The 19,708-nt window shown below is 72.9% G+C and carries 20 protein-coding genes; 12 read left to right on the top strand and 8 right to left on the bottom strand.

Annotated features, from left to right (window positions below; translation table 11 throughout):
- Positions 1-4: 4 nt before the first annotated feature.
- From MTP10_RS08510 to coaA, 6 genes are all read right to left on the bottom strand, one after another.
- Positions 5-721, bottom strand: a complete 717-nt coding sequence (locus MTP10_RS08510) for an ABC transporter permease subunit (protein ID WP_310708490.1) — start codon at positions 719-721, stop codon at positions 5-7.
- 280 nt (positions 722-1,001) lie between these two features.
- Positions 1,002-1,916 carry an ABC transporter ATP-binding protein gene (locus tag MTP10_RS08505; protein WP_310708489.1) on the bottom strand — a complete coding sequence of 305 codons (915 nt, stop codon included), beginning with the start codon at positions 1,914-1,916 and terminating at the stop codon, positions 1,002-1,004.
- A complete protein-coding gene (locus MTP10_RS08500) occupies positions 1,913-2,767 on the bottom strand; it encodes an ABC transporter permease (protein ID WP_310708488.1) in 855 nt (284 codons plus the stop codon). Before MTP10_RS08500 ends, MTP10_RS08505 begins: the two co-directional genes overlap by 4 nt.
- Entirely contained in the window at positions 2,760-3,665 is a 906-nt protein-coding gene (locus tag MTP10_RS08495) for an ABC transporter ATP-binding protein (RefSeq protein WP_310708487.1), read from the bottom strand. Before MTP10_RS08495 ends, MTP10_RS08500 begins: the two co-directional genes overlap by 8 nt.
- A 10-nt stretch (positions 3,666-3,675) precedes the next feature.
- Positions 3,676-4,632 (bottom strand): DUF389 domain-containing protein, encoded by a 957-nt coding sequence (locus MTP10_RS08490; protein ID WP_310708486.1) that lies wholly within the window; start codon positions 4,630-4,632, stop codon positions 3,676-3,678.
- A 47-nt stretch (positions 4,633-4,679) separates the two neighbouring features.
- On the bottom strand, positions 4,680-5,582 hold the full coding sequence (coaA, locus tag MTP10_RS08485) for a type I pantothenate kinase (protein WP_310708556.1): 903 nt from the start codon (positions 5,580-5,582) through the stop codon (positions 4,680-4,682).
- A 227-nt stretch (positions 5,583-5,809) separates the two neighbouring features.
- Here coaA and MTP10_RS08480 point away from each other — a divergent pair, with 227 nt between their 5' ends.
- From MTP10_RS08480 to tsaD, 12 genes are all read left to right on the top strand, one after another.
- Positions 5,810-7,228: an alkaline phosphatase PhoX gene (locus MTP10_RS08480; RefSeq protein ID WP_310708485.1), complete on the top strand. Its 1,419-nt coding sequence runs from the start codon at positions 5,810-5,812 to the stop codon at positions 7,226-7,228.
- Positions 7,229-7,262: 34 nt separating this feature from the next.
- On the top strand, positions 7,263-7,613 hold the full coding sequence (locus MTP10_RS08475; RefSeq protein WP_310708484.1) for a holo-ACP synthase: 351 nt from the start codon (positions 7,263-7,265) through the stop codon (positions 7,611-7,613).
- Positions 7,614-7,622: 9 nt separating this feature from the next.
- Complete coding sequence (locus MTP10_RS08470; protein ID WP_310708483.1) at positions 7,623-9,083, top strand: NAD(P)H-hydrate dehydratase; 1,461 nt, start codon at positions 7,623-7,625, stop codon at positions 9,081-9,083.
- 94 nt (positions 9,084-9,177) lie between these two features.
- Positions 9,178-10,311, top strand: a complete 1,134-nt coding sequence (alr, locus tag MTP10_RS08465) for an alanine racemase (RefSeq protein WP_310708555.1) — start codon at positions 9,178-9,180, stop codon at positions 10,309-10,311.
- A gap of 16 nt (positions 10,312-10,327) precedes the next feature.
- A complete protein-coding gene (locus tag MTP10_RS08460; RefSeq protein ID WP_310708482.1) occupies positions 10,328-11,386 on the top strand; it encodes an alpha/beta hydrolase in 1,059 nt (352 codons plus the stop codon).
- A 17-nt stretch (positions 11,387-11,403) separates the two neighbouring features.
- Positions 11,404-11,847, top strand: coding sequence for a tRNA (adenosine(37)-N6)-threonylcarbamoyltransferase complex ATPase subunit type 1 TsaE (tsaE, locus tag MTP10_RS08455; protein WP_310708481.1), 444 nt, complete (start codon positions 11,404-11,406; stop codon positions 11,845-11,847).
- A 182-nt stretch (positions 11,848-12,029) separates the two neighbouring features.
- Complete coding sequence (locus MTP10_RS08450) at positions 12,030-12,731, top strand: hypothetical protein (RefSeq protein ID WP_310708480.1); 702 nt, start codon at positions 12,030-12,032, stop codon at positions 12,729-12,731.
- A gap of 13 nt (positions 12,732-12,744) precedes the next feature.
- Positions 12,745-13,278, top strand: coding sequence for a class F sortase (locus tag MTP10_RS08445; protein ID WP_310708479.1), 534 nt, complete (start codon positions 12,745-12,747; stop codon positions 13,276-13,278).
- Between the two features lie 56 nt (positions 13,279-13,334).
- Entirely contained in the window at positions 13,335-14,264 is a 930-nt protein-coding gene (locus tag MTP10_RS08440) for a phosphotransferase (RefSeq protein ID WP_310708478.1), read from the top strand.
- Between the two features lie 44 nt (positions 14,265-14,308).
- A complete protein-coding gene (gene tsaB / locus MTP10_RS08435; protein ID WP_310708477.1) occupies positions 14,309-14,953 on the top strand; it encodes a tRNA (adenosine(37)-N6)-threonylcarbamoyltransferase complex dimerization subunit type 1 TsaB in 645 nt (214 codons plus the stop codon).
- Positions 14,954-14,964: 11 nt separating this feature from the next.
- Positions 14,965-15,396, top strand: a complete 432-nt coding sequence (gene rimI, locus MTP10_RS08430) for a ribosomal protein S18-alanine N-acetyltransferase (protein WP_310708554.1) — start codon at positions 14,965-14,967, stop codon at positions 15,394-15,396.
- Positions 15,389-16,420, top strand: a complete 1,032-nt coding sequence (tsaD, locus tag MTP10_RS08425) for a tRNA (adenosine(37)-N6)-threonylcarbamoyltransferase complex transferase subunit TsaD (RefSeq protein WP_310708476.1) — start codon at positions 15,389-15,391, stop codon at positions 16,418-16,420. Before rimI ends, tsaD begins: the two co-directional genes overlap by 8 nt.
- Positions 16,421-16,473: 53 nt before the next feature.
- Here tsaD and MTP10_RS08420 read toward each other — a convergent pair whose 3' ends face one another.
- A complete protein-coding gene (locus MTP10_RS08420; protein WP_310708475.1) occupies positions 16,474-17,550 on the bottom strand; it encodes a serine hydrolase domain-containing protein in 1,077 nt (358 codons plus the stop codon).
- 169 nt (positions 17,551-17,719) lie between these two features.
- Complete coding sequence (locus MTP10_RS08415; RefSeq protein WP_310708474.1) at positions 17,720-19,705, bottom strand: hypothetical protein; 1,986 nt, start codon at positions 19,703-19,705, stop codon at positions 17,720-17,722.
- Between the last annotated feature and the right edge of the window lie 3 nt (positions 19,706-19,708).

Below are 19,708 nucleotides of genomic sequence, written 5' to 3'. Positions count from 1 at the left end.
CCGCTCACTCGTCGCCGGTGAGGGAGAAGACGCGCAGCCGCTGCCCCGCCCACAGGACCGCCAGCACCGTGACGATCACCAGGGCCGGTACGGCGAAGCCGAGCGTCACGTCGGCCTTGAGGAACGGCGAGGTGGAGATCTGGTCGGCGATCGACTGGCCCCACTGCTGGACCGAGAACTTGCGGGCACCGGGGACGAAGCCGCCCACCAGCCCCTCCCAGACCAGGGCGTAGACGACGCCGATCGTCACCGCGTGGCGCGTCACCACGCCGAGCAGCAGGAAGACCGCCGCGTACGCGATGCCCGCCACCAGCGTGCCCACGGCGAACCCGGACGCGATCCCGTCCTCGTTTCCCACGAGCAGCCAGGCCGCGACGTAGGTCGGCACCGAGGCGAACAGCGCCAGCAGCGACGCCGCGACGAGGAACTTGGTCCGGGCGATGGCCGGGCGGGAGATCGGCTTGGACATCAGGTGGATGATCGTGCCGTCGTCGATCTCGGGGGCGATCACTCCGGTGCCGGCGATGAGGCCGAGCAGGGGCAGCATGGTGCCGATGGCGAAGTTCTGCATCAGCAGCATGGCCGAGCGCTGGTCGTCGCTGCCGGCCAGGCGCAGCAGCAGGGCCAGGGCCAGGAGCGCCAGGGGCAACAGCAGAAGCAGCACGATCCGCCGCCGCCCCAGCAGCGCCCGGTACGTGATACCTGCGACCACGGTGTTCATGGCCTCACTCCGTTCGGCGGCTCGGTCGCTGGTGTCCGGCGTCTTCCCTCGTCCCTCTGGTCGCTACGCTCCCGCCGCTCCCTGTTCATGCCGCACTCGGTGCGGCGGCTCGGTCGCTCATACCCGTCGCCTTCCCTCGTCGCTCTGGTCGCTACGCTCCCGCCGCTCCTCAGTCCAGGCAACGGCGCTCCCTCGCGGGTCCAGACGCCGGCGCTCCCTCGCGGGCTCATGGCCTCACTCCGTTCGGCGGCTCGGTCGCTGGTGTCCCTCGCGGGTTCATTCAGGTGCTCCGGTTGATCAGGTAGGAGAAGACGCTTTCGAGGTCCTCGTCGGCGGGGGAGACCTCGTGCAGGCGGATGCCCTCGGCGCGGGCGACCAGGGGCAGGAGGCGGGCGAAGCCGCGGAACTCCACGGCCCGCACCTCCAGCCCGTCGGAGCCGAGGGAGACGCCGCCGGCCGAGTCGTCGCGCATCAGGGCCGCGGCCAGCCGCCGGTCGTCGCTGCTGCGGATGCGGAACAGGTGCGGCCGGTCCGTCATCAGCCGCCGGATCTCGCGGAAGTCGCCCGAGGCGGCGTGCCGGCCGGCGACGAGCACCTCGATGTGCTGGGCCACCCGCTCGACCTCCTCCAGGATGTGGGAGCTGAACAGGATGGTCTTGCCGGCGGCGCCCATCGAGCGGATCAGGTCCATGAGGTGCAGCCGCTGGCGCGGGTCCATGCCGTTGAACGGCTCGTCGAGCAGCAGCACGGGCGGGTCGTGGACGAGGGCGGCGGCCACCTTGACGCGCTGGCGCATGCCCTTGGAGTACGTCTCGACGCGCCGGTCCTTGGGCTCCTCCATCTCGACCGTGGCCAGCGCCTTGCGGGCGGCTTCGACGGGGTCGGGCAGGCCGTGGAGGCGGGCGGCCGACAGCACGAACTGCCAGCCGGTCAGGAAGCCGTACACGCCCTCCCGCTCCGGGACGAGACCGATATTTCGGTAGATCTGGTGGTTCTTGAAGACGCGGGTGCCGTCCAGGGTGACCGTGCCGCTCGACGGGGCGAGGAACCCCGCCATCATGTGCAGCAGCGTCGACTTGCCCGCCCCGTTGGGACCGAGCAGCCCGGTGACCCCGGGCTTGATGGTCATGGTCACGTCGTTGACCGCGACGACGTTGCCGTACCAGCGCGAGACCTGCGCCAGCTCGATGTTCACCGCGAGGCCGCCTTCCGGTAGCGGAGCGCGAGGGCCGCCGCCGCGGCGGCGATGAGCAGGACCACGATGACGAAGGACACAGGGCCGCCGGGATAGCCGCCCTCCGAGTTCGGCGTCGTGCCGAACAGCCACACCTGGACGGCGTCCACCAGCCAGAACGGGTTGATCAGCCAGGCCCACCGGGCGGCGTCGTCGTTGCCGGCCGACAACAGCGTGCCGTACAGGATCGGCACGGAGGCCGAGGCGAGCAGGTAGACGGCGATGACCGAGGCGACGCCGAGCCCGCGCCGCGGCGTCAGCGAGGCGATCGCCAGGCCGAAGGCCGCCAGCAGCAGTGCGAGCAGCAGCCCGGTGACCATGGCGCCCGCGTACTCCTTGGTGCGCGGCGCCCCGGGCAGGTCCACGAGCAGCTCGCCCAGGAACATGACCGTCATCGGCACCGCGAGCAGCGCGTAGAGGGCGAGGGTCATCGCGACGACCTTGGCGCCCACGTACTCGGTGATCGTGACCGGGCGCGACAGGTAGAGCGGCAGGACCCGGAAGCGCAGGTCGGGGGCCACGACCGTGGGCGCCTGCGCGGCCAGGAAGATGGCCAGCACGGCCTGCATGAAGACCGCGAAGCCGCTGTAGCTCATGCCGCGCTGCCGCAGCAGCGCCATCATCGCGATCGACACGACGGCAGGCAGCATCATGATGGCCGCCAGCGCGAACGGCACGATCTTGCCGCGCGCCGGGCGGCCGAGGCCGAAGACGCCGCGCAGGCTGTGGACGGTGAGCGCCAGCGTGGTGTGGCCGCGGCCGAGCCGGGGGCCGTCGTAGTGGCGGTATCCGATGTCGTAGATCTCAGACACCGGCGGCCTCCTTGAAGACGTCCTCGATGCGGTGCCGGCCGCGTTCGAGCCGGATGAGGCAGAGGCCGAGGTCGGCGGTCGCGTCGCGGATCGCGTCCAGCGTCTCGGGGCCGGACACCTCCACCAGGAGCATCCGGCCGTGGGGCGCGACGCCGTGGCCCAGCTCGGTCAGCCGGTCGGCCAGGGCCTGGGTGCCCTCGTCGACCTCGACCGTGACGCTGCGCGTCGCCTGGGTGAACTCGCCGATCGCGGACGAGCGCAGCAGCCGCCCGGCGTCGATGACGATCACGTGGTCGCACACCCGCTCCAGCTCGCCCAGCAGGTGGGAGGTGACCAGCACGCTGATGCCGAACTCGGTGCCGATGCGCCGGATCAGGGCGAGCATCTCGTCGCGTCCGCGCGGGTCGAGGCCGTTGGTCGGCTCGTCCAGGAGGATGAGCTTGGGGTCGTGGACGAGCGCCTGGGCGAGCTTGACGCGCTGCTTCATGCCGGTGGAGTAGCCGCCGACGGCGCGGTAGCGCTCCTCGGCCAGCCCGACGTGGCGCAGCACGTCGGCGGCCCGCTCGCGGGCGGCCGTGCGGGGGAGCCCGGACATCCGGGCGAGGTGGACGACCAGCTCGGTGGCGGAGACGTCGGGCGGCAGGCATTCGTGCTCGGGCATGTAGCCGACGAGCCGGCGGATGTCGGCCCCCCGCGTCGCGACGTCGAGGCCGAGCACGTGGGCGCCGCCGGCCGTGGGCGGGAGCAGCCCCAGCAGGATCTTGATCAGCGTCGACTTGCCCGCCCCGTTGGCCCCGACCAGGCCGGTGACGCCGGGTCCGGCGGTGACGGTCAGCCCGTCGAGCGCCGTGACGGTCGGGAAGCGTTTGGTCAGCCCCTCGGTGTCGAGGATGTGCATGATCGGGACACTACCCGCCGCCCTGCTGCCGCCGCATCGGCCGTACGGAGGACGCGCGTCCTACTTGAGGCCAGAATCTGTGCTGCACCACGAGGGTGGCGGTGCCCGCGATCACCATGCCGGCGACGTTCACCGACAGCTGCGAGACCGAGCCCGCGACCTCGGGCCAGTCGCCGAGCGCGATCGCCACGGCCGCGTAGCCCGCGGCGGGCACGGTGGTCACCGAGATGAAGACGCCGATGAGCGCCGACGACTTGCCCGCCGTGACGGACAGCACCCCCGCCACGCCCGCGAGCAGCGCCACGATGAACGACCACCGGTCCGGCTTGACGATGAACTGCACCTCGCTGTTGCCGCGCAGGTGCGACGGATCGATCCAGCCGAGCCCGCGCGAGACGAGCGCGCAGGCGACCGTCACGGCGATGGCGATGGCGAAGCCCACCACCAGGGTCCTGAAGGCGCCGGCGATCAGGTGCCAGCGCCCGCGCAGCAGCCCGAAGCAGATGGCCGCGATCGCGCCGAACTCGGGGCCGAGGACCATCGCGCCGACGATCAGGATGATCGACTTCTGAAGCACGCCGATGGCGGCGATCTGCGTGGCGATCGCCAGGAAGGCGAGGTACGCCCAGGTGATGCGGGATTCGGCGTGGACGCGCTGCGCCAGCTCCTCCCAGATGACCGCGTCGTCCGGGTCGCCCGGCGCCTCCGCCACCGCCTCGTCGGCGACCCTGGAGAACGTGAGCTGGATGTTCTCGGCGGCGATCGACCCCTCCTCGCGCAGCCAGCCGAGGTCGCTGATCACCTCGTTGGCCGACTCGCGCGCCACGTCGGCGAGCACGACGTCACCCTTGGGCGTCCGGGCGGCGTCGGGCAGGACGATGATGTTGGTCGCGCCGGTGCACCTCTCCAGCACCGCCGTCACCTCGGCGGTGCGGGAGGAGGGGCTGATCAGTCGCAGGTGGAGCATCGGGCCATTCTCGCGGTAGTCGGAGCCGGGTAGTCGGAGCCGGGAGGTCAGGTGCGGCGCAGGCGCACCCGCCGGACGGAGTGCTGGGCGTCCTTGTGGAGGACGAGGTCGGCGCGGCCCCGGGTGGGGGCGATGTTCTCGACGAGGTTGCGCTCGTTGATGTCGCGCCAGACGTTGACGGCGAACTTCGTGGCCTCGTCGTGCGACAGCTCGGCGATGTGCCGGAAGTACGACTTGGGGTCCTCGAAGGCGGTGCGGCGCAGCTTGTGGAAGCGTTCGACGTACCAGGTGCGGATGTCCTCGACCTTGGCGTCGACGTAGATGGAGAAGTCGAAGTAGTCGTTGACCGCGAGCGAGGTGAGCGGGGCCGGCTGGAGGACGTTCAGCCCCTCAATGATCAGGATGTCCGGACTTTTCACGCTCTGGGTGGCACCGGGGACGATGTCGTACTCCAGGTGGCTGTAGATCGGCGCCTTCACCTCGGCCGTCCCCGCCTTCACCTCGGCCACGAACCGGACCAGCGCCCTGCGGTCGTAACTCTCCGGGAAGCCCTTGCGGTGCATGATGCCCTTGGACTCCAGCACCGCGTTCGGGTAGAGGAAGCTGTCGGTGGTGATCAGCTCCACGTGCGGGTGCTCCGGCCAGCGGGCCAGCAGCGTGTGCAGCAGCCGCGCCGTCGTCGACTTGCCGACCGCGACGCTGCCCGCGATGCCCAGGATGTACGGCACACGCCGCTCGGGATGGCCGAGGAAGGCGTTCAGCACGCTGCTGCGCTGCTTGGACCCCGTGTAGTGCAGGTTCAGCAGCCTGGTCAGAGGGAGGTAGATGTCGGTGACCTCGACCAGGTCGATGGGGTCGTCGAGGCCGCGCAGCTCTTCCAGCTCTTCTGCGGTGAGAGTCAAGGGCGTGTTCTTGCGGAGGTCGCTCCACTGCTCCCTGCTCAGTTCCACGTAGCCGTTGTTCACCTAGGCAGCGTAGCGACGCGGCCGCGGGCGAGTCCCGGCGGGTCGGCAGGTTATCCACAGCCTGTGGATGAACCTGTGGAGTTCTCGACATTCAGTTCGGGGAAAGGCGCCGTCCCCTGCACCGTCCCCCTGCCGTCATCTCCCCGAAACCGGGAGTGCCGCGGATCCGGGACGGCTACTGTTCGGGGAAGCCAGTGTCCCCGGGAGGGTTCATGGACCGTCGTCGCTTCCTGGCCAGGGCCGCCGTGGCGGCCGCCGCCGGCATCGCCGGGCCGTTCGCGGGCGTCGCCTGCGCGTCGGAGCGCGGCGGGGTCACCCGGGTGCGGGGCTACGGCCCGCTGCGCGCCGTCCGCGACCAACGCGACGGCCAGGTACGCCTCCACCTGCCCGACGGCTTCAGCTACCGCTCCTTCAACGAGGCGGGCGGAAAGTTCCCCGACGGCTCCACCGTGCCCGGCCGCCACGACGGGATGGCGGCGTTCGCCGGACCGCGCGGCACCACGTACCTCGTGCGCAACCACGAGGTCGGCGGCCCCGTCGGCGCGTTCGGCGACAAGGAGAAGGCCTACGACCGGATGGCGGGCGGCGGCACCGTCACCCTCCAGGTCACCGGCCACGGCGAGGTGCTCAAGGCCGGCCCGTCGCTCAACGGCACCATGCTCAACTGCTCCGGCGGCCCCATGCCGTGGAAGGCGTGGGTGAGCTGCGAGGAGACCGTCAACGGGCCCGACGTGGGCGACGACTTCTCCGGCGGCGACAACTCCAAGCTCACCCGCAAGCACGGCTACATCTTCGAGGTGCCCGTGACCGGCTCCGCGACGGCCACGCCGATCAGATCGGCGGGGCGGTTCGCGCACGAGTCGGCCGCCTTCGACCCCCGGTCCGGCGCGCTCTACCTGACAGAGGACTGCTTCAGCTTCGCCTCCGGCCTCTACCGCTACCTGCCGCCCAAGCACCCGCTCAAGGCCGGGCGCCTCCTCGACGGCGGGCGGCTCCAGATGCTCGCGGTCAAGGGCTCGCCCCGCGAGGACCTGTCCGCGGGCCAGCGCGCCGGAGCCGCGTACACCACCGCCTGGGTCGACATCGACGAGCCCGACCCCGACTTCACCGGCAGGCCGCCGAACGACGAGGCCGTGCAGGCCGTCGGCAAGCAGGGCCGCGCCAAGGGCGCCGCGATCTTCTCCCGCCTCGAAGGGGCGATCCACCACCAGGGCACGATCTACTTCGTCTCCACCCAGGGCGGCGCCACCGCCTCGGGCGACACGGCCCCCTCCGGGTTCGGCAAGGGCCGCGGGCAGGTGTGGGCGTACGAGACGTGGAGCGGCAAGCTGAAGCTCGTGTACGAGTCACCGCGCTCCACGGTGCTGGACCTGCCCGACAACGTCACGGCCAGCCCACGCGGCACCCTCGTGCTGTGCGAGGACGGCGACGGCGACAACTACCTGCGCGGCCTGACCCGGCACGGCGAGCTGTTCGACTTCTGCCGGATGGAGCCCGTCGCGGGCGACCCGGGCGCGGAGTTCGCCGGGTCCACGTTCGGCCCCGGCGGCCACACGCTGTACGTCAACATCCAGTCCACGCACGGCATGTCGTTCGCCATCTGGGGGCCGTGGCAGCGCGGCGCGTTCTGAGCCCGCGGCGTGGAGGCGCCGTTAGCCTGGGGGGATGATCCTGGGCATCGGGGTGGACGTGGTCGACATCGCCCGGTTCGAGGCCACGCTGGAGCGCACTCCCGGGCTGCGGGCGCGGCTGTTCACCGAGGCCGAGCGTGACCTGCCGGCGCGGTCGCTGGCCGCCCGCTTCGCCGCCAAGGAGGCCGTGGCCAAGGCGCTCGGCGCGCCGTCCGGGCTCGGCCACCTGGAAGCCGAGGTGCGGCGTGGCGACAACGGCAGGCCGGAGCTGCACGTGACCGGCCGCGCCGCCGAGGTCGCCTACGAGCTCGGCGTCAAGCGCTGGCACCTGTCACTCAGCCACGACGCGGGCGTCGCCGTGGCCTACGTGATCGCGGAGGGATAGCTTCGGATCATGCGCACCGCCTTCACCGCCGACCAGATCAGAGCCGCCGAGCGGGAGCTGATGGCCCGCCTGCCCGACGGCACGCTCATGCAGCGGGCCGCGTCCGGGCTCGCCGCCGCGTGCGCGGGGCTGCTCGGCAAGGTGTACGGCAGCCGCGTGGCCCTGCTCGTCGGCAGCGGCGACAACGGCGGCGACGCCCTGTACGCAGGGGCTCGGCTGGCCCGGCGCGGCGCCAGGGTCGAGGCCGTGCTCGCGGGCGGCAGGACGCACGAGGCGGGGCTGGAGGCGCTCCTGCTGGCGGGGGGCCGGGTGGCCGGCGCGGAGGCGGTCGGGCGGGCCGATCTCATCGTGGACGGGCTCCTCGGCATCGGGGCGTCCGGGGCGCTGCGGGAGCCGTACCGGGAGCTCGTCCGGGCGGCCAACGCGGCGGCGGCGCCGACGGTCGCCGTGGACGTGCCCAGCGGGGTGGACGCGAGCAGCGGCCGGGTGGAGGGCGCCGCCGTCGAGGCCCGGCTGACCGTGACCATGGGGGCCCGCAAGACCGGCCTGCTGGTGGACCCGGGTGCCGCCCTCGCGGGCGAGGTGGAGCTGGTCGACATCGGGCTCGGCCCGTTCCTGCCCGACCCCGACGTGGCGGGGCTGTCCCGCGCCGACGTGGCGGCCCTGCTGCCGCGCCCGGCCGCCGAGAGCGACAAGTACCGCAGAGGAGTGGTCGGCGTCATCGCCGGCAGCGACCAGTACACCGGGGCGGCCGTGCTGGCCGTGGGCGGCGCGCTGCTGGCCGGCGCGGGCATGGTCCGCTACGCCGGACCCGGCGAGCCGGTCGCGCAGGTGCGGGCCCACTGGCCCGAGGCGGTCATCACCGAGCTGGACCGGCCCTCGCTCGACGGCGTCGGCCGGGTGCAGGCGTGGGTGATCGGGCCCGGCCTCGGCACGGGCGACTGGGCGCGGGAGCTGCTGGCGCAGGTGCTGGCGAGCGACGTGCCCGTGCTGGTCGACGCCGACGGGCTCACGGTGGTCGCCCGCGAGCGCGCGCTGCTCGGCCGTACGGCGCCCGTGCTGGTCACCCCGCACGCCGGCGAGCTGTCGCGGCTCACGGGAGCCGGGCGGGACGAGATCGAGGCCGACCGGCTGGCGCACGCCCGGGGCGCGGCGGCCGAGCTGGGCGCGACCGTGCTGCTCAAGGGGTCCACCACGGTCGTCGCCGAGCAGGGCAGGCCGGTGCGGGTCAACGGCACCGGCACCCCGTGGCTGGCCACGGGCGGCACCGGCGACGTGCTGTCCGGCGTGGCCGGTGCGCTGCTCGCGCAAGGGCTCGGCACCTACGACGCGGGCTCGTGCGGGGCGTACCTGCACGGGCTGGCCGGGAGGATCGCCGCCTCGGGCGCGCCGCTGCACGCGGCGGGCGTGGCGGCGGCGGTCCCGGAGGCGATCCGCGAGGTCGGCCGCTCGACGCGGGTTCACCGCTGAACCGCGCCCGGCGCACCCGGGCGAGCGGCGGTTCACCGGTGAACCGCGCCCAGTCACCTGGGTGAGCTGCCAAACTGGGGGGATGGGATTCCCGATGGCGACGCCCGCGCAGGCGCGGGTGGACCTGGCCGCGATCGAGCACAACGTGGCCCTGCTCAAGGAGCGTGCCGGCGGCGCCGAGCTGATGGGGGCCGTCAAGGCGGACGCCTACGGGCACGGCCTCGTGCCGTCCTCCGAGGCGGTCCTGGCGGGCGGGGCGAGCAGGCTCGGCACCGCGTACATCAGGGAGGCGCTGGAGCTCCGCGCGGCCGGCGTCACAGCGCCGGTGCTGTCGTGGATCATCGGCCCCGGCGAGCCCGTCGCGGAGGCCCTGGAGGCCGACGTCGAGCTGTCGGCGTCCGACGAGACCATCCTGGACGAGATCGCCGCCGCCGCCCGGAGCACCGGCCGCACCGCCCGCATGCACCTGGAGGCCGACACCGGCATGAGCCGGGGCGGCGCGCCGCTCGCCGCCTGGCCCGGACTGCTGGCCAAGGCGGTCCGCCTCCAGGCCGAGGGCGCCGTCGAGATCGTCGGCCTCTGGTCCCACTTCGCCTGCGCCGACATCCCCGGCCATCCGTCGATCGACGCGCAGCTCTACGCGTTCGAGGAGGCGCTCAAGCTGGCCGAGCAGTCGGGCGCGGGCGGCTCCCACGTCATCAGGCACCTCTCCAACTCCGCCGCCATCATGACGCTGCCCCGGGCCCGCTTCGACATGGTCCGCTCCGGCATCGCGATGTACGGGCTGAGCCCCGTCCCCGAGCTGGGCGACTTCGGCCTGCGGCCGGCGATGACGCTCCTCGCCCGGCTGTCGCTGGTCAAGAGGGTCCCCGCCGGCTCCGGCGTCTCGTACGGGCACCTGCACGTCACCGAGCGTGAGACCTGGCTCGGCCTGGTCCCGCTCGGCTACGCCGACGGCGTGCTCCGGCACGCGACCGGCCGGGCCGAGGTGCTGGCCGGAGGGCGGCGCAGGCCCGTGACCGGGCGTGTGTGCATGGACCAGTTCATGATCGATCTCGGGAACGACGCCCTGGCCGAGGGCGAGGAGGTCGTTCTCTTCGGATCCGGGGGTAGGGGCGAGCCCACCGCTCAGGAGTGGGCGGATAACCTCGGCACCATCACGCATGAGATCGTGACGAGGATCGGCGCGCGGGTGCCGCGAGTCCACGTGCGCGACAGCCAGGAGTGAGAGGGGGCACGGGGCCATGACCACGACGACACGCCGCAGGGTCGGCATCGCCGGAGCCATCGTCGGTGCCGCGTCGGCGGGGGTCGCTGCGGCGACACTGGCCAAGCGCTACGCGGTGGGCCGGATCAGGGTGCGTCCCGACGCCGAGCTGGCCGAGCCGTTCGGCGAGCTGCGGGGCCGGGAGCGCACGCTGACCACCTCGGACGGCGTGGCGCTGCACGTCGAGATCGACGGGCCGGAGGACGGGAGTGGCGCGCCGCTGACGGTCGTCTTCTGCCACGGTTACTGTCTCAGCCTGGAGTCCTGGCATTACCAGCGCCGCGACCTGCGCGAGAGCCACCGCGTCGTGCTGTGGGACCAGCGCTCGCACGGCCGCTCCCAGCGCGCTGAGGCCGGCGACGCCACGATCGACCGGCTCGGCGACGACCTGGCCGAGCTGCTCGACACGTTCGTGCCCGGCCCCTGCGTCCTGGTCGGCCACTCCATGGGCGGCATGACGATCATGGCGCTGGCCGACCGCCGGCCCGAGCTGTTCGGCGACCGGATCAAGGGCGTGGCGCTCATCGGCACCTCGGCGGGCAAGCTGGCCGAGATCACGCTCGGCCTGCCCGCGCTGGTGTCCAAGGTCGTCCACAAGGTGGCACCCGGCGCGGTGTCCATGCTCGGACGCCGTGGCGCGCTGGTCGACCGCACCCGCAACGCCGGCAGTGACATCGCGTTCCTCATCACCCGCTACGTCGGCTTCGGCGACTCCAAGAACGTCAGCCCCACCCTGGTCGACTTCGCCGAGTCCATGATCAGGGCGACGCCGACCGAGGTGATCGCCGACTTCTACCCCGCGCTGATGAACCACGACAAGCTGTCCGCGCTCGACGTCCTCGACCCCGTGCCCACCGCGATCATCGTCGGCGACAAGGACTGGCTGACCCCGCCCGACCACAGCCGCGCCATCGCCGCGGCGCTGCCCAAGGCCCAGCTGACCGAGGTGCCCGACACCTCCCACCTGGTCCAGCTCGAACGGCCGGGCGCGGTCAACGACGTGCTGCGCGACCTGATCAAGAGAGTGGAGCTGTAGAGAGTGGGGAGTACGCGGTGAACGCGGAGCGGTTGCCGACCGCCGACGACATGCGCGCCTACGGAGCCCGGCTCGCGGCCCGGCTGCGCCCCGGCGATCTGGTGGTCCTGTCGGGCCCGCTGGGCGCCGGCAAGACGACGCTGGTGCAGGGCATCGCCGAGGGCCTGAAGGTGCGGGGGCCGATCACCTCGCCCACGTTCGTCATCGCCAGGGTCCACCCGTCGCTGGGCCAGGGCCCGCCGCTGGTCCACGCCGACGCCTACCGCCTCGGCGGCGACCTGGAGGTGGACGACCTCGACCTGGACGCCTCGCTGGAGGATTCGGTCACCGTCGTCGAATGGGGTGAGGGGCTGGTCGAGGGGCTGTCCGAGGACCGCCTGGAGATCCACATCGACCGTGAGACCGGCGACGACGCCCGCCTCGTGACGCTGCGGGGCGTCGGCGCGCGCTGGTCCGGCTGAGGGGCCGCTCTCTCACCCCGTCGCGACACGCCGTTCGAGCGGCCCGAAGAGTAAAACGCGGGTCAACGCCCGGCAATGCTGTCACCCTTGGCATATCTCGCCAATTCACGGAAAACATGATCGTTGGCGATGGATTCCCCCAGAATTTCTGGGTATCAGGAGGGGCAGCGTCCGTCTTTTTGATGGATGCTTGGTGGAAGACGGCGAAGTGGGGTGCGCTGGTGCTCGGTGTCAGGCGATTCGCGTCCGCGGGAGCCATCCTGATGATCGGCGCGCTGGGCTGCTCGGCCCAGGCGGAGACCAGCCCCACGGCCACACCGACCGCAACGGCGACCACGACCGCCACCAGCACCGCGACCACGACCGCCACGGCCCCGGCCGTCCGCCCCTCCATCAAGGTCGAGCTCAACCCCGACCGGGTGACCGCCGGAGAGACGTCGCGGGTGTGGATCCTCGCCAACTGCCCCGTGCCGACCGGCGGCCCCGCCCACACCGGCACCGCCACCTCGCGGGCGTTCGTCAGCGGCGTCCCGCTCAACCCCGCCACCCCGACCCCCGCCGCCGGCGCAACCACCACGCCCAGCCCCGGCCCCTGGGTGCGGGGCGAGGCCCAGGTGTCCGGCACCATCGCGCGGGGCACCTACCGGGTCGACGTCAAGTGCGACGGCACCAACGACACGGGCCGCGCCACCCTGCGCGTCGTCAGAGCCGACCCGCTGCCCAGCCACGTGCCCACCCGCGCCCCCCGCGCGGGCGGCGGCGGCACGTTCGGCAAGGACGTGGACGAGGGCTCCGGCCTGCCACTCGCCCCGGCCGGGGTGCTGCTCGGCCTCGCCCTGGCCGCCGGCGTCGGGATCGCGCTCAAGCGCCGCAACCGAGCCTGACGAGGACGACGCCATGGCACGTCCGGGACGCGTGGTGCTCGCCGGGGCCGCCACGGGACTGCTGCTGGTCATGTTCGGCAAGACCCAGATCGGCACCCAGCAGGCCGCCAAGGTGGTGCCCGAGAGCATCGACATCCCGTCCATCGACGTCGAGGCGCCGCTGATGAAGCTCGGGCTGACCAAGGGCGGCGAGGTGGAGCTGCCGCCGTACGAGAAGCCCAAGGTGGCCGGCTGGTACACCGGCAGCGCGGTGCCCGGCGAGAAGGGCGCCTCGGTGATCGTGGGCCACGTCGACACCAAGACGGCGCCCGCGGTGTTCTACAAGCTCAGGAAGGTCCGCAAAGGCGAGCTGGTCAAGGTGGAGCGCAGCGACGGCAAGGTCGCGACGTACAAGGTGGAGGCCGTCGAGCAGGTCCACAAGGACCGGTTCCCGGCCAGGAAGGTGTACGTGGACGACGGGCTCAAGCTGGTGACCTGCGGCGGAACCTTCGACTACGCCAAGGGCGAGTACGTGGACAACATCATCGTCTACGCCTCCCGAGCCTGAGCCGTCCCCTCCCGGCACGGGGAAAATCCGGTTGCCCGGCCCCGGATGATGGGGACATGAGTGTGGAGACCAATCCGCCGGCCACCGGCAGCCGCGTCCCGTGGGAGCGGGTGCACCCGGCCGCCCGCGCCGGCGTCGAGGAGTTCCTGGGCGGTCCCGTGGCCGAGGCGGTCACGCAGGACACCGGCTTCTCGCCCGCCGCCGCCGTGCGGCTGCGCACCGCGGACGGGCGCCGCGCGTTCGTCAAGGCCGTCGGCCCCGAGCCGAACGCCGAGGCCGTGGGCATCTACCGCGCCGAGGCCGCGATCACCGCCGCCCTGCCCGCGTCCGTGCCCGCGCCCCGGCTGCTGACGACGTTCGAGGCCGAGGGGTGGGTGGTGCTGGTCTTCGAGGACATCGAGGGCCGCCACCCGGCGATGCCGTGGCGGCGCGACGAGCTCGACCGGGTGCTCGCGGCCGTCGACCGGATGTCCGCCGCGCTCACTCCCGCGCCCATCGTCGCCCCGTCCGCGGGCGAGCTGTTCGGCGACTCCTTCCGCGGCTGGCGCAGCCTCCTCGGCGAGGACACCACCGGCCTCGACCCGTGGGCGCTGCGCCACCTCGACGGCCTGGCGGAGCTGGAGTCGGGCTGGGCCCGCGCCGCCGCCGGCGACACGCTCCTCCACGCCGACCTGCGGGCCGACAACATCCTGCTCGCCGGCGACCGGGTCTACGTCGTGGACTGGCCGTGGGCGTGCGTCGGCGCGCCCTGGTTCGACCGGGTGGCGCTGCTGCCGTCGGTCGGCATGCAGGGCGGGCCGCCGCCGCACGAGCTGGTCACCGACCCCGACCCGGCGATCACCGCGGTGATCGCCGCGTTCGCCGGCTACTTCGTCCGGCAGGGCCGTCAGCCGGCGCCGCCGGGTCTGCCCACGCTCCGGGCGTTCCAACTCGCCCAGGGCGCGGTGGCCCTCGACTGGCTCAGGCGGCGCACCGGCTGGTCCTGACGAGCGGCAGGGAGTGAGCCGGGTGGCGGGTAGGCTATTCAGTCGTGCTGGTCCTCGCCTTTGACACCGCGACCCCAGCGGTCACCGCCGCGCTCCACGACGGCGAGCGGGTTCTCGCCGAGTCGACGACGATCGACGCCCGGCGCCACGGTGAGCTGCTCGCGCCCACCATCCAGATCGTGCTCGGCGAGGCGGGCGCCGCGCTGCGCGACGTCACGGCCGTCGTCGCCGGCAGCGGTCCCGGCCCGTACACCGGGCTGCGCGTCGGGCTGATGACCGCCCAGGCGCTCGCCACGACGCTGGGCGTCCCCGCGTACGGCATCTGCACGCTCGACGCCGTCGCCTACGGCAGCGGCCGCGACGAGCCGTTCATCGCCGCCACCGACGCGCGGCGCAAGGAGGTGTTCTGGGCCCGGTACGCCGACCTGCGCACCAGGGTGAGCGGCCCGGCCGTCGACCGGCCCGCCGACGTGCCCGCGGACGGCCTGCCGGTCGTCGGGGCCGGCGCCGCCCTCTACCCCGACGTGCTCGGCGAGCCGGGCGACCCGCCCTACCCCTACGCGGGCTCGCTGGCCGCCCTCGCCGTCGAGCGCCTGGCCGCCGGCGTCCCGCTCGACCCGCCCCGCCCGATCTACCTGCGCCGTCCCGACGCGGTGGTGCCCGGCGCGCCCAAGAGGGTGACGGCGTGAGGCTGCGCCGGATGACCGAGGACGACCTGCCCGCGGTCATGGCGATCGAGCGCGCCACGTTCCCGCTCGACGCGTGGAGCGAGGGCATGATGCGCGGCGAGCTGGCCGACCAGCCCCGCACCCGCCACTACGTGGTGGCGCTGGTCGACGACGTCATCATCGGCTACGCGGGCATGGCCGCCGCGGCCGACCAGGCCGACGTGCAGACCATCGCGGTGCTCCAGGCCCACCAGGGCACCGGCGTCGGCGGCGCGATGCTGGCCGAGCTGCTGCGCGAGGCGCGCGGGCGCGGCGCCCGCGAGATGTTCCTGGAGGTGCGCGACGACAACCCGCGCGCCCGCGGCGTGTACGAGCACTTCGGGTTCGAGGAGATCGGCATCCGCCGCCGCTACTACGACGACGGCACCGACGCGATCATGATGAGGAAGAAGCTGGATGGCTGACGCACCACTGGTCCTCGGCATCGAGACCTCCTGCGACGAGACCGGCATCGGCATCGTCAGGGGCCACACGCTGCTGGCCAACACCATCGCGTCCAGCATGGAGGAGCACGCCCGCTTCGGCGGCGTGGTGCCCGAGGTGGCCTCCCGGGCCCACCTGGAGGCGATGACGCCGACCGTGGAGGCCGCGCTGGCGCAGGCCGGCCTGAGGTTCTCCGACATCGACGCGATCGCGGTGACCGCCGGGCCGGGCCTGGCCGGGGCGCTGCTGGTGGGCGTCGCCGCGGCCAAGGCCTACGCCCTCGGCCTCGGCGTCCCGCTCTACGGCGTCAACCACCTGGCCGCTCACGTCGCCGTGGACCAGCTCGAACACGGCCCGCTCCCCAAGCCGTGCATCGCCATGCTCGTCTCGGGCGGCCACTCGTCGCTGCTGCTGGTGCCCGACGTGGCCCAGGACGTCATCTCGCTCGGCTCGACGGTGGACGACGCGGCGGGGGAGGCGTTCGACAAGGTGGCGCGGGTGCTGGGGCTGCCGTTCCCCGGCGGCCCGCACATCGACCGGGCGGCCACCTCGGGCTCCGGCGCGGCCATCACGTTCCCGCGCGGCAAGATCGACGACGGCACGCTCGACTTCTCCTTCTCCGGGCTCAAGACCGCCGTGGCCCGCTGGGTCGAGGCGCGCGAGGCGGCCGGCGAGTCCATCCACGTGCCGGACGTGGCGGCGTCGTTCCAGGAGGCCGTGGTCGACGTGCTGACGCGCAAGGCGCTCCAGGCGTGCCGCAAGTACGACGTGCACGACCTGCTCATCGGCGGTGGCGTGGCGGCCAACTCGCGGCTGCGCGCGCTGGCCCAGGAGCGGTGCGACGCGGCGGGCGTGCGGCTGCGCGTGCCCCGGCCGGGCCTGTGCACCGACAACGGCGCCATGGTGGCCGCCCTGGGCTCCGACCTGGTGGCCGCCGGGATCACCCCGTCCGCCCTGGAGATCCCGGCCGACTCGTCGATGCCGATCACGACGGTTCATGTGTGACGTGTGCGGCGTCGGTCACGGTGGTCCAGGCCCCGCCGGGGTGGCCGGGACCGTCAGTCGCGCCGCTGAACCGCCGAGCCGCAGAACACCTTGACGGCGATGCCCATGACCTCCTCGGTGGACGGGTTGCGGGTCGAGGGGTTGATCGACAGGGTCATCGACTTGCCGGAGTCCGAGCGGAACGCGAACGTGAGGTATCCGATCAGCTCGCCGCTGTGTCCCCACACCGTGCCGCACGGCAGCCGGTAGGCCTGCAGTCCGAGCCCGTAGCCGAACCCGGCTCCGGTCTCGACCGTCGTGCGCATCGCCTGCAATGATGTCTTGCTGATCAGCTTGCCGTCGAGCAGCGCCGACATGAACCGCTCCAGGTCGGCCGCGGTCGAGATCATCTCTCCTGCGGCCCAGTCCAGCGAGGGGTTCATCCGCGTGGCGTCCACCAGGCCGGGCAGCGGCTCGTATCCCTTGGCGTGCGGCGCCGGCAGCCCCGCCCGGTCGCCCGGCACCACGGTGTGGCGCAGCCCCAGCGGCCGCAGGATGCGGCGCGTGACCTCCTTGCCGTACGGGTGGCCGGTCAGCTTCTCCACCAGCAGCCCGAGCACCACGTAGTTGGTGTTGGAGTAGTGCCACTTCCCGTCGTCGGGGAGCTTCTTGGCGAAGGCCACTTCGAGCAGCTCACGCGGCTGGTAGGAGCGGAACCGGGCGTCGCCGCGCCAGCGGTTGGTCGAGTATCCGGGCTCGCTCATGTAGTCGTACAGGTGGCTGGTGTGGTTGAGGAGCCGGCGGACGGTGATCTGCGCGCCGCCCGGCACCAGGCCGGGCAGGTACCGGTCGACGGGGTCGTCGAGCTGGATCCTGCCCTCGTCCACGAGCTGGAGCACAACGGTCGCGACGAAGGTCTTGGTGACGCTGCCGATCCGGAAGTACCCGTTGGGCGACGGCCGTCCCTCGCGCTCGATGTCGCGCACACCCACGGCGCCCGACCAGGTGTGTCCGCCGTCGGAGACCCGCGCCAGGGCGGCCGTGGCCCCGCCGCCGGCCACGATCTTCTCCAGGTCGGAGCGTACGTCCACGCCGTGGCCACCCGCGGTGACGGCCGTCGCGACCAGCACGTTCATCATCATCTGCATCATGTGCGCAACGCTAGGGAGATCGGCGGTGCGGCGGAATGCGGTGCTCCGCCGACTCCACCTGTGGAAAACCGCAGCAGCTCAGGAGCCGGCACCCCGCGCGGCCGGGCTCACTCGTGACCACGTGGGCGTCGGCCTTGCCGTAGCGGATGGTGCCGATCCGAACGGCGGGTCAGTCCTTCGGCCGGGTGGGACGGAGGAGGGCCTCGGCGAGGGCCAGCATGGTCTCCTCCAGCGAGCCCAGGCGCTTGGTGAGGTCCGCCGTGGCCGGCGTGACGATGCCCGTCACCGTGCGCGTCAGCTCCTCGCGGTCGGGCCGCGCCTGGAGCAGCTCCGTGAGCGCGCCCGCCGCCGCCGTCAGACGGTCGGCCTCGTCGGCGGCGCGGGCGGCGATCGCCTCCTCGATCCGCTCGCCGATGCCCAGCGTGACCGGGAGCTGGCTCACCCGCTGGTTGACCGCCTCCAGGTGGTCGTCCACCGTCTCCAGCTGCTCGCCCGCCTGCTCGGCGCGGGTGGCGAGGTCCGTCAGATGCCGGTCCACGCCGTCGAAGCGGGTCTGCATGCTCGCCTGGATGGCCGTCTGGATGGCGTTTCCCACCTGGTCGAACCGCGTCGCCATGTCCGTGTCCACCGCGTCGAGGCGGGTGGCGAGCCCGTCCACCGTGTCGAAGCGGGCGGTCAGGTTGGCGTCGGCCGTGGCGAAATGGGCGGCCATGGCGCTGTCGCTGCGGTCGAGGCGGCTCGTGACCCCGTCGAACCCGGCCGCCAGCTTCGTGTCGACGGTCGTGAAACGGCCCGTCACCGTGCTGTCGACGGCGTCGAACCGGGTCGTCAGATGCTCCTCGACCTCGCTCAGCCGCTCGTCCAGCGACTCAAGGTCGTTGTCCAGGTGGTTGAAGCGGGCCTCGTTGCGGGTCGCGTTCTCGCCGAGGTGCTGGTCGACGCCGGCCACCCGCTGGTCCACCGTCGCCATCCGCTGGTCCACGGCCGCCATCCGCTGCTCGACCCCGCCCACGCGCTCGTCCACGGCGCCCAGCCGCTCGCCGGCGGCGACCGCGCGCTCGTCCAGCGTGGTCAGGCGGCCGTCGAGGGCGGTGAAGCGGCCGTCCATCCGGCCGTCCAGGGCGCCGAGCTGCCCGTCGAGCGAGACGATCCGCTTGTCGACGGACCCCAGTCGGGAGTCCATCCCGGCCAGGCGGCCGTCCACACCCTCCATGCGCGCGTCGAGCTCGTCGAGCCGCACCGCGACCTGCTGCTGCGTCTCCTCCAGGCAGGTGGCCAGCTCCTGCCGCGACTCCTCCACCCGCGCCGCGAGCCGCTGCTCGGCGGTCGTCAGCCGGTCGGTCACGGCGCTCACCTGGCCCGCGAGCACGTCCACGTGCGCGGTCAGCCTCTCGGCCACGGCGTCCACGTGCGCGTTGACCTGCTCGCCGACGGCGGCGGCCCGGGTGCCGGCCTGCTCGGCCGCGGCGGCCAGCCGGCCGTCCAGCCCGCTGGACAGCCCCGAGGCGATCCCGCTGGACAGCTCGGCCACCACGTTCTCGACCCGGTCGGTGCGCGCCGTCAGCTCGGCGAGCGACCTGTCGAGCCGGGTGAAGCGGCTGGCGGCGGCCTCCATGCTGGAGCCGAGCTGGGCCATGACGGCCGCGAACTCGCCCATCCGCTTGGCGATGCCCTCGCCGCCGTCCAGCACCGACTGCAGCCGCTTCAACGTCTCCTCGACGCCGCCGCCGATGGTCGTCAGATCGTCCCAGATGTTCGGGAGCTCCACCACGGGGGCGACGCGCTGGTGGACCGACTCCACCCGGGCGTCCACGGAGCCCACCTGCGAGCCGACGGCGTCCACGTGGTCGCGGACCGCCTCGACGTGCTGGGCGAGGCCCTCGGCCCACATGGGCGGCTTGGCGGCCATGTCGTCAAGGCGCCCGCTCACCGTCTCCAGCGTCCCGCTCAACCCACCGAGCTCCCGCTCGCGCACCTCGCGCAGCAGCCACTCCATGCCTTCGAGCCGCTGGCGGATCTCGTCGAGGACGGCCCCCTGCGTGCGCTGCTCGTACACATGATCCTGCGCGGCGCGGGCCAGCAGCTCCCGCATTCTCTCCGGGACCTTGCTGTGCCCCCCTGTCTGCAGGAGGGTGGTGTGGTTGGAATGATCCACCGA

It is taken from the genome of Nonomuraea sp. 3-1Str (genome assembly GCF_031570565.1).
Classification (GTDB): Bacteria; Actinomycetota; Actinomycetes; order Streptosporangiales; family Streptosporangiaceae; genus Nonomuraea.
The sequence above is the reverse complement of the archived record's forward strand: the minus strand, read 5'-3'. Positions and strand labels throughout refer to the sequence as shown.

Coding starts and splice junctions, on each gene's coding strand:
- MTP10_RS08480 (WP_310708485.1), top strand. CDS start 5,810: ATGGACCGTCGTCGCTTCCTGGCCAGGGCCGCCGTGGCGGCCGCCGCC.
- MTP10_RS08440 (WP_310708478.1), top strand. CDS start 13,335: ATGAGTGTGGAGACCAATCCGCCGGCCACCGGCAGCCGCGTCCCGTGG.
- MTP10_RS08495 (WP_310708487.1), bottom strand. CDS start 3,665: ATGCACATCCTCGACACCGAGGGGCTGACCAAACGCTTCCCGACCGTC.
- MTP10_RS08445 (WP_310708479.1), top strand. CDS start 12,745: ATGGCACGTCCGGGACGCGTGGTGCTCGCCGGGGCCGCCACGGGACTG.
- MTP10_RS08510 (WP_310708490.1), bottom strand. CDS start 721: ATGAACACCGTGGTCGCAGGTATCACGTACCGGGCGCTGCTGGGGCGG.
- MTP10_RS08475 (WP_310708484.1), top strand. CDS start 7,263: ATGATCCTGGGCATCGGGGTGGACGTGGTCGACATCGCCCGGTTCGAG.
- alr (WP_310708555.1), top strand. CDS start 9,178: ATGGCGACGCCCGCGCAGGCGCGGGTGGACCTGGCCGCGATCGAGCAC.
- MTP10_RS08450 (WP_310708480.1), top strand. CDS start 12,030: ATGGATGCTTGGTGGAAGACGGCGAAGTGGGGTGCGCTGGTGCTCGGT.
- MTP10_RS08460 (WP_310708482.1), top strand. CDS start 10,328: ATGACCACGACGACACGCCGCAGGGTCGGCATCGCCGGAGCCATCGTC.
- MTP10_RS08420 (WP_310708475.1), bottom strand. CDS start 17,550: ATGATGCAGATGATGATGAACGTGCTGGTCGCGACGGCCGTCACCGCG.
- MTP10_RS08470 (WP_310708483.1), top strand. CDS start 7,623: ATGCGCACCGCCTTCACCGCCGACCAGATCAGAGCCGCCGAGCGGGAG.
- tsaD (WP_310708476.1), top strand. CDS start 15,389: ATGGCTGACGCACCACTGGTCCTCGGCATCGAGACCTCCTGCGACGAG.
- rimI (WP_310708554.1), top strand. CDS start 14,965: ATGACCGAGGACGACCTGCCCGCGGTCATGGCGATCGAGCGCGCCACG.
- MTP10_RS08490 (WP_310708486.1), bottom strand. CDS start 4,632: ATGCTCCACCTGCGACTGATCAGCCCCTCCTCCCGCACCGCCGAGGTG.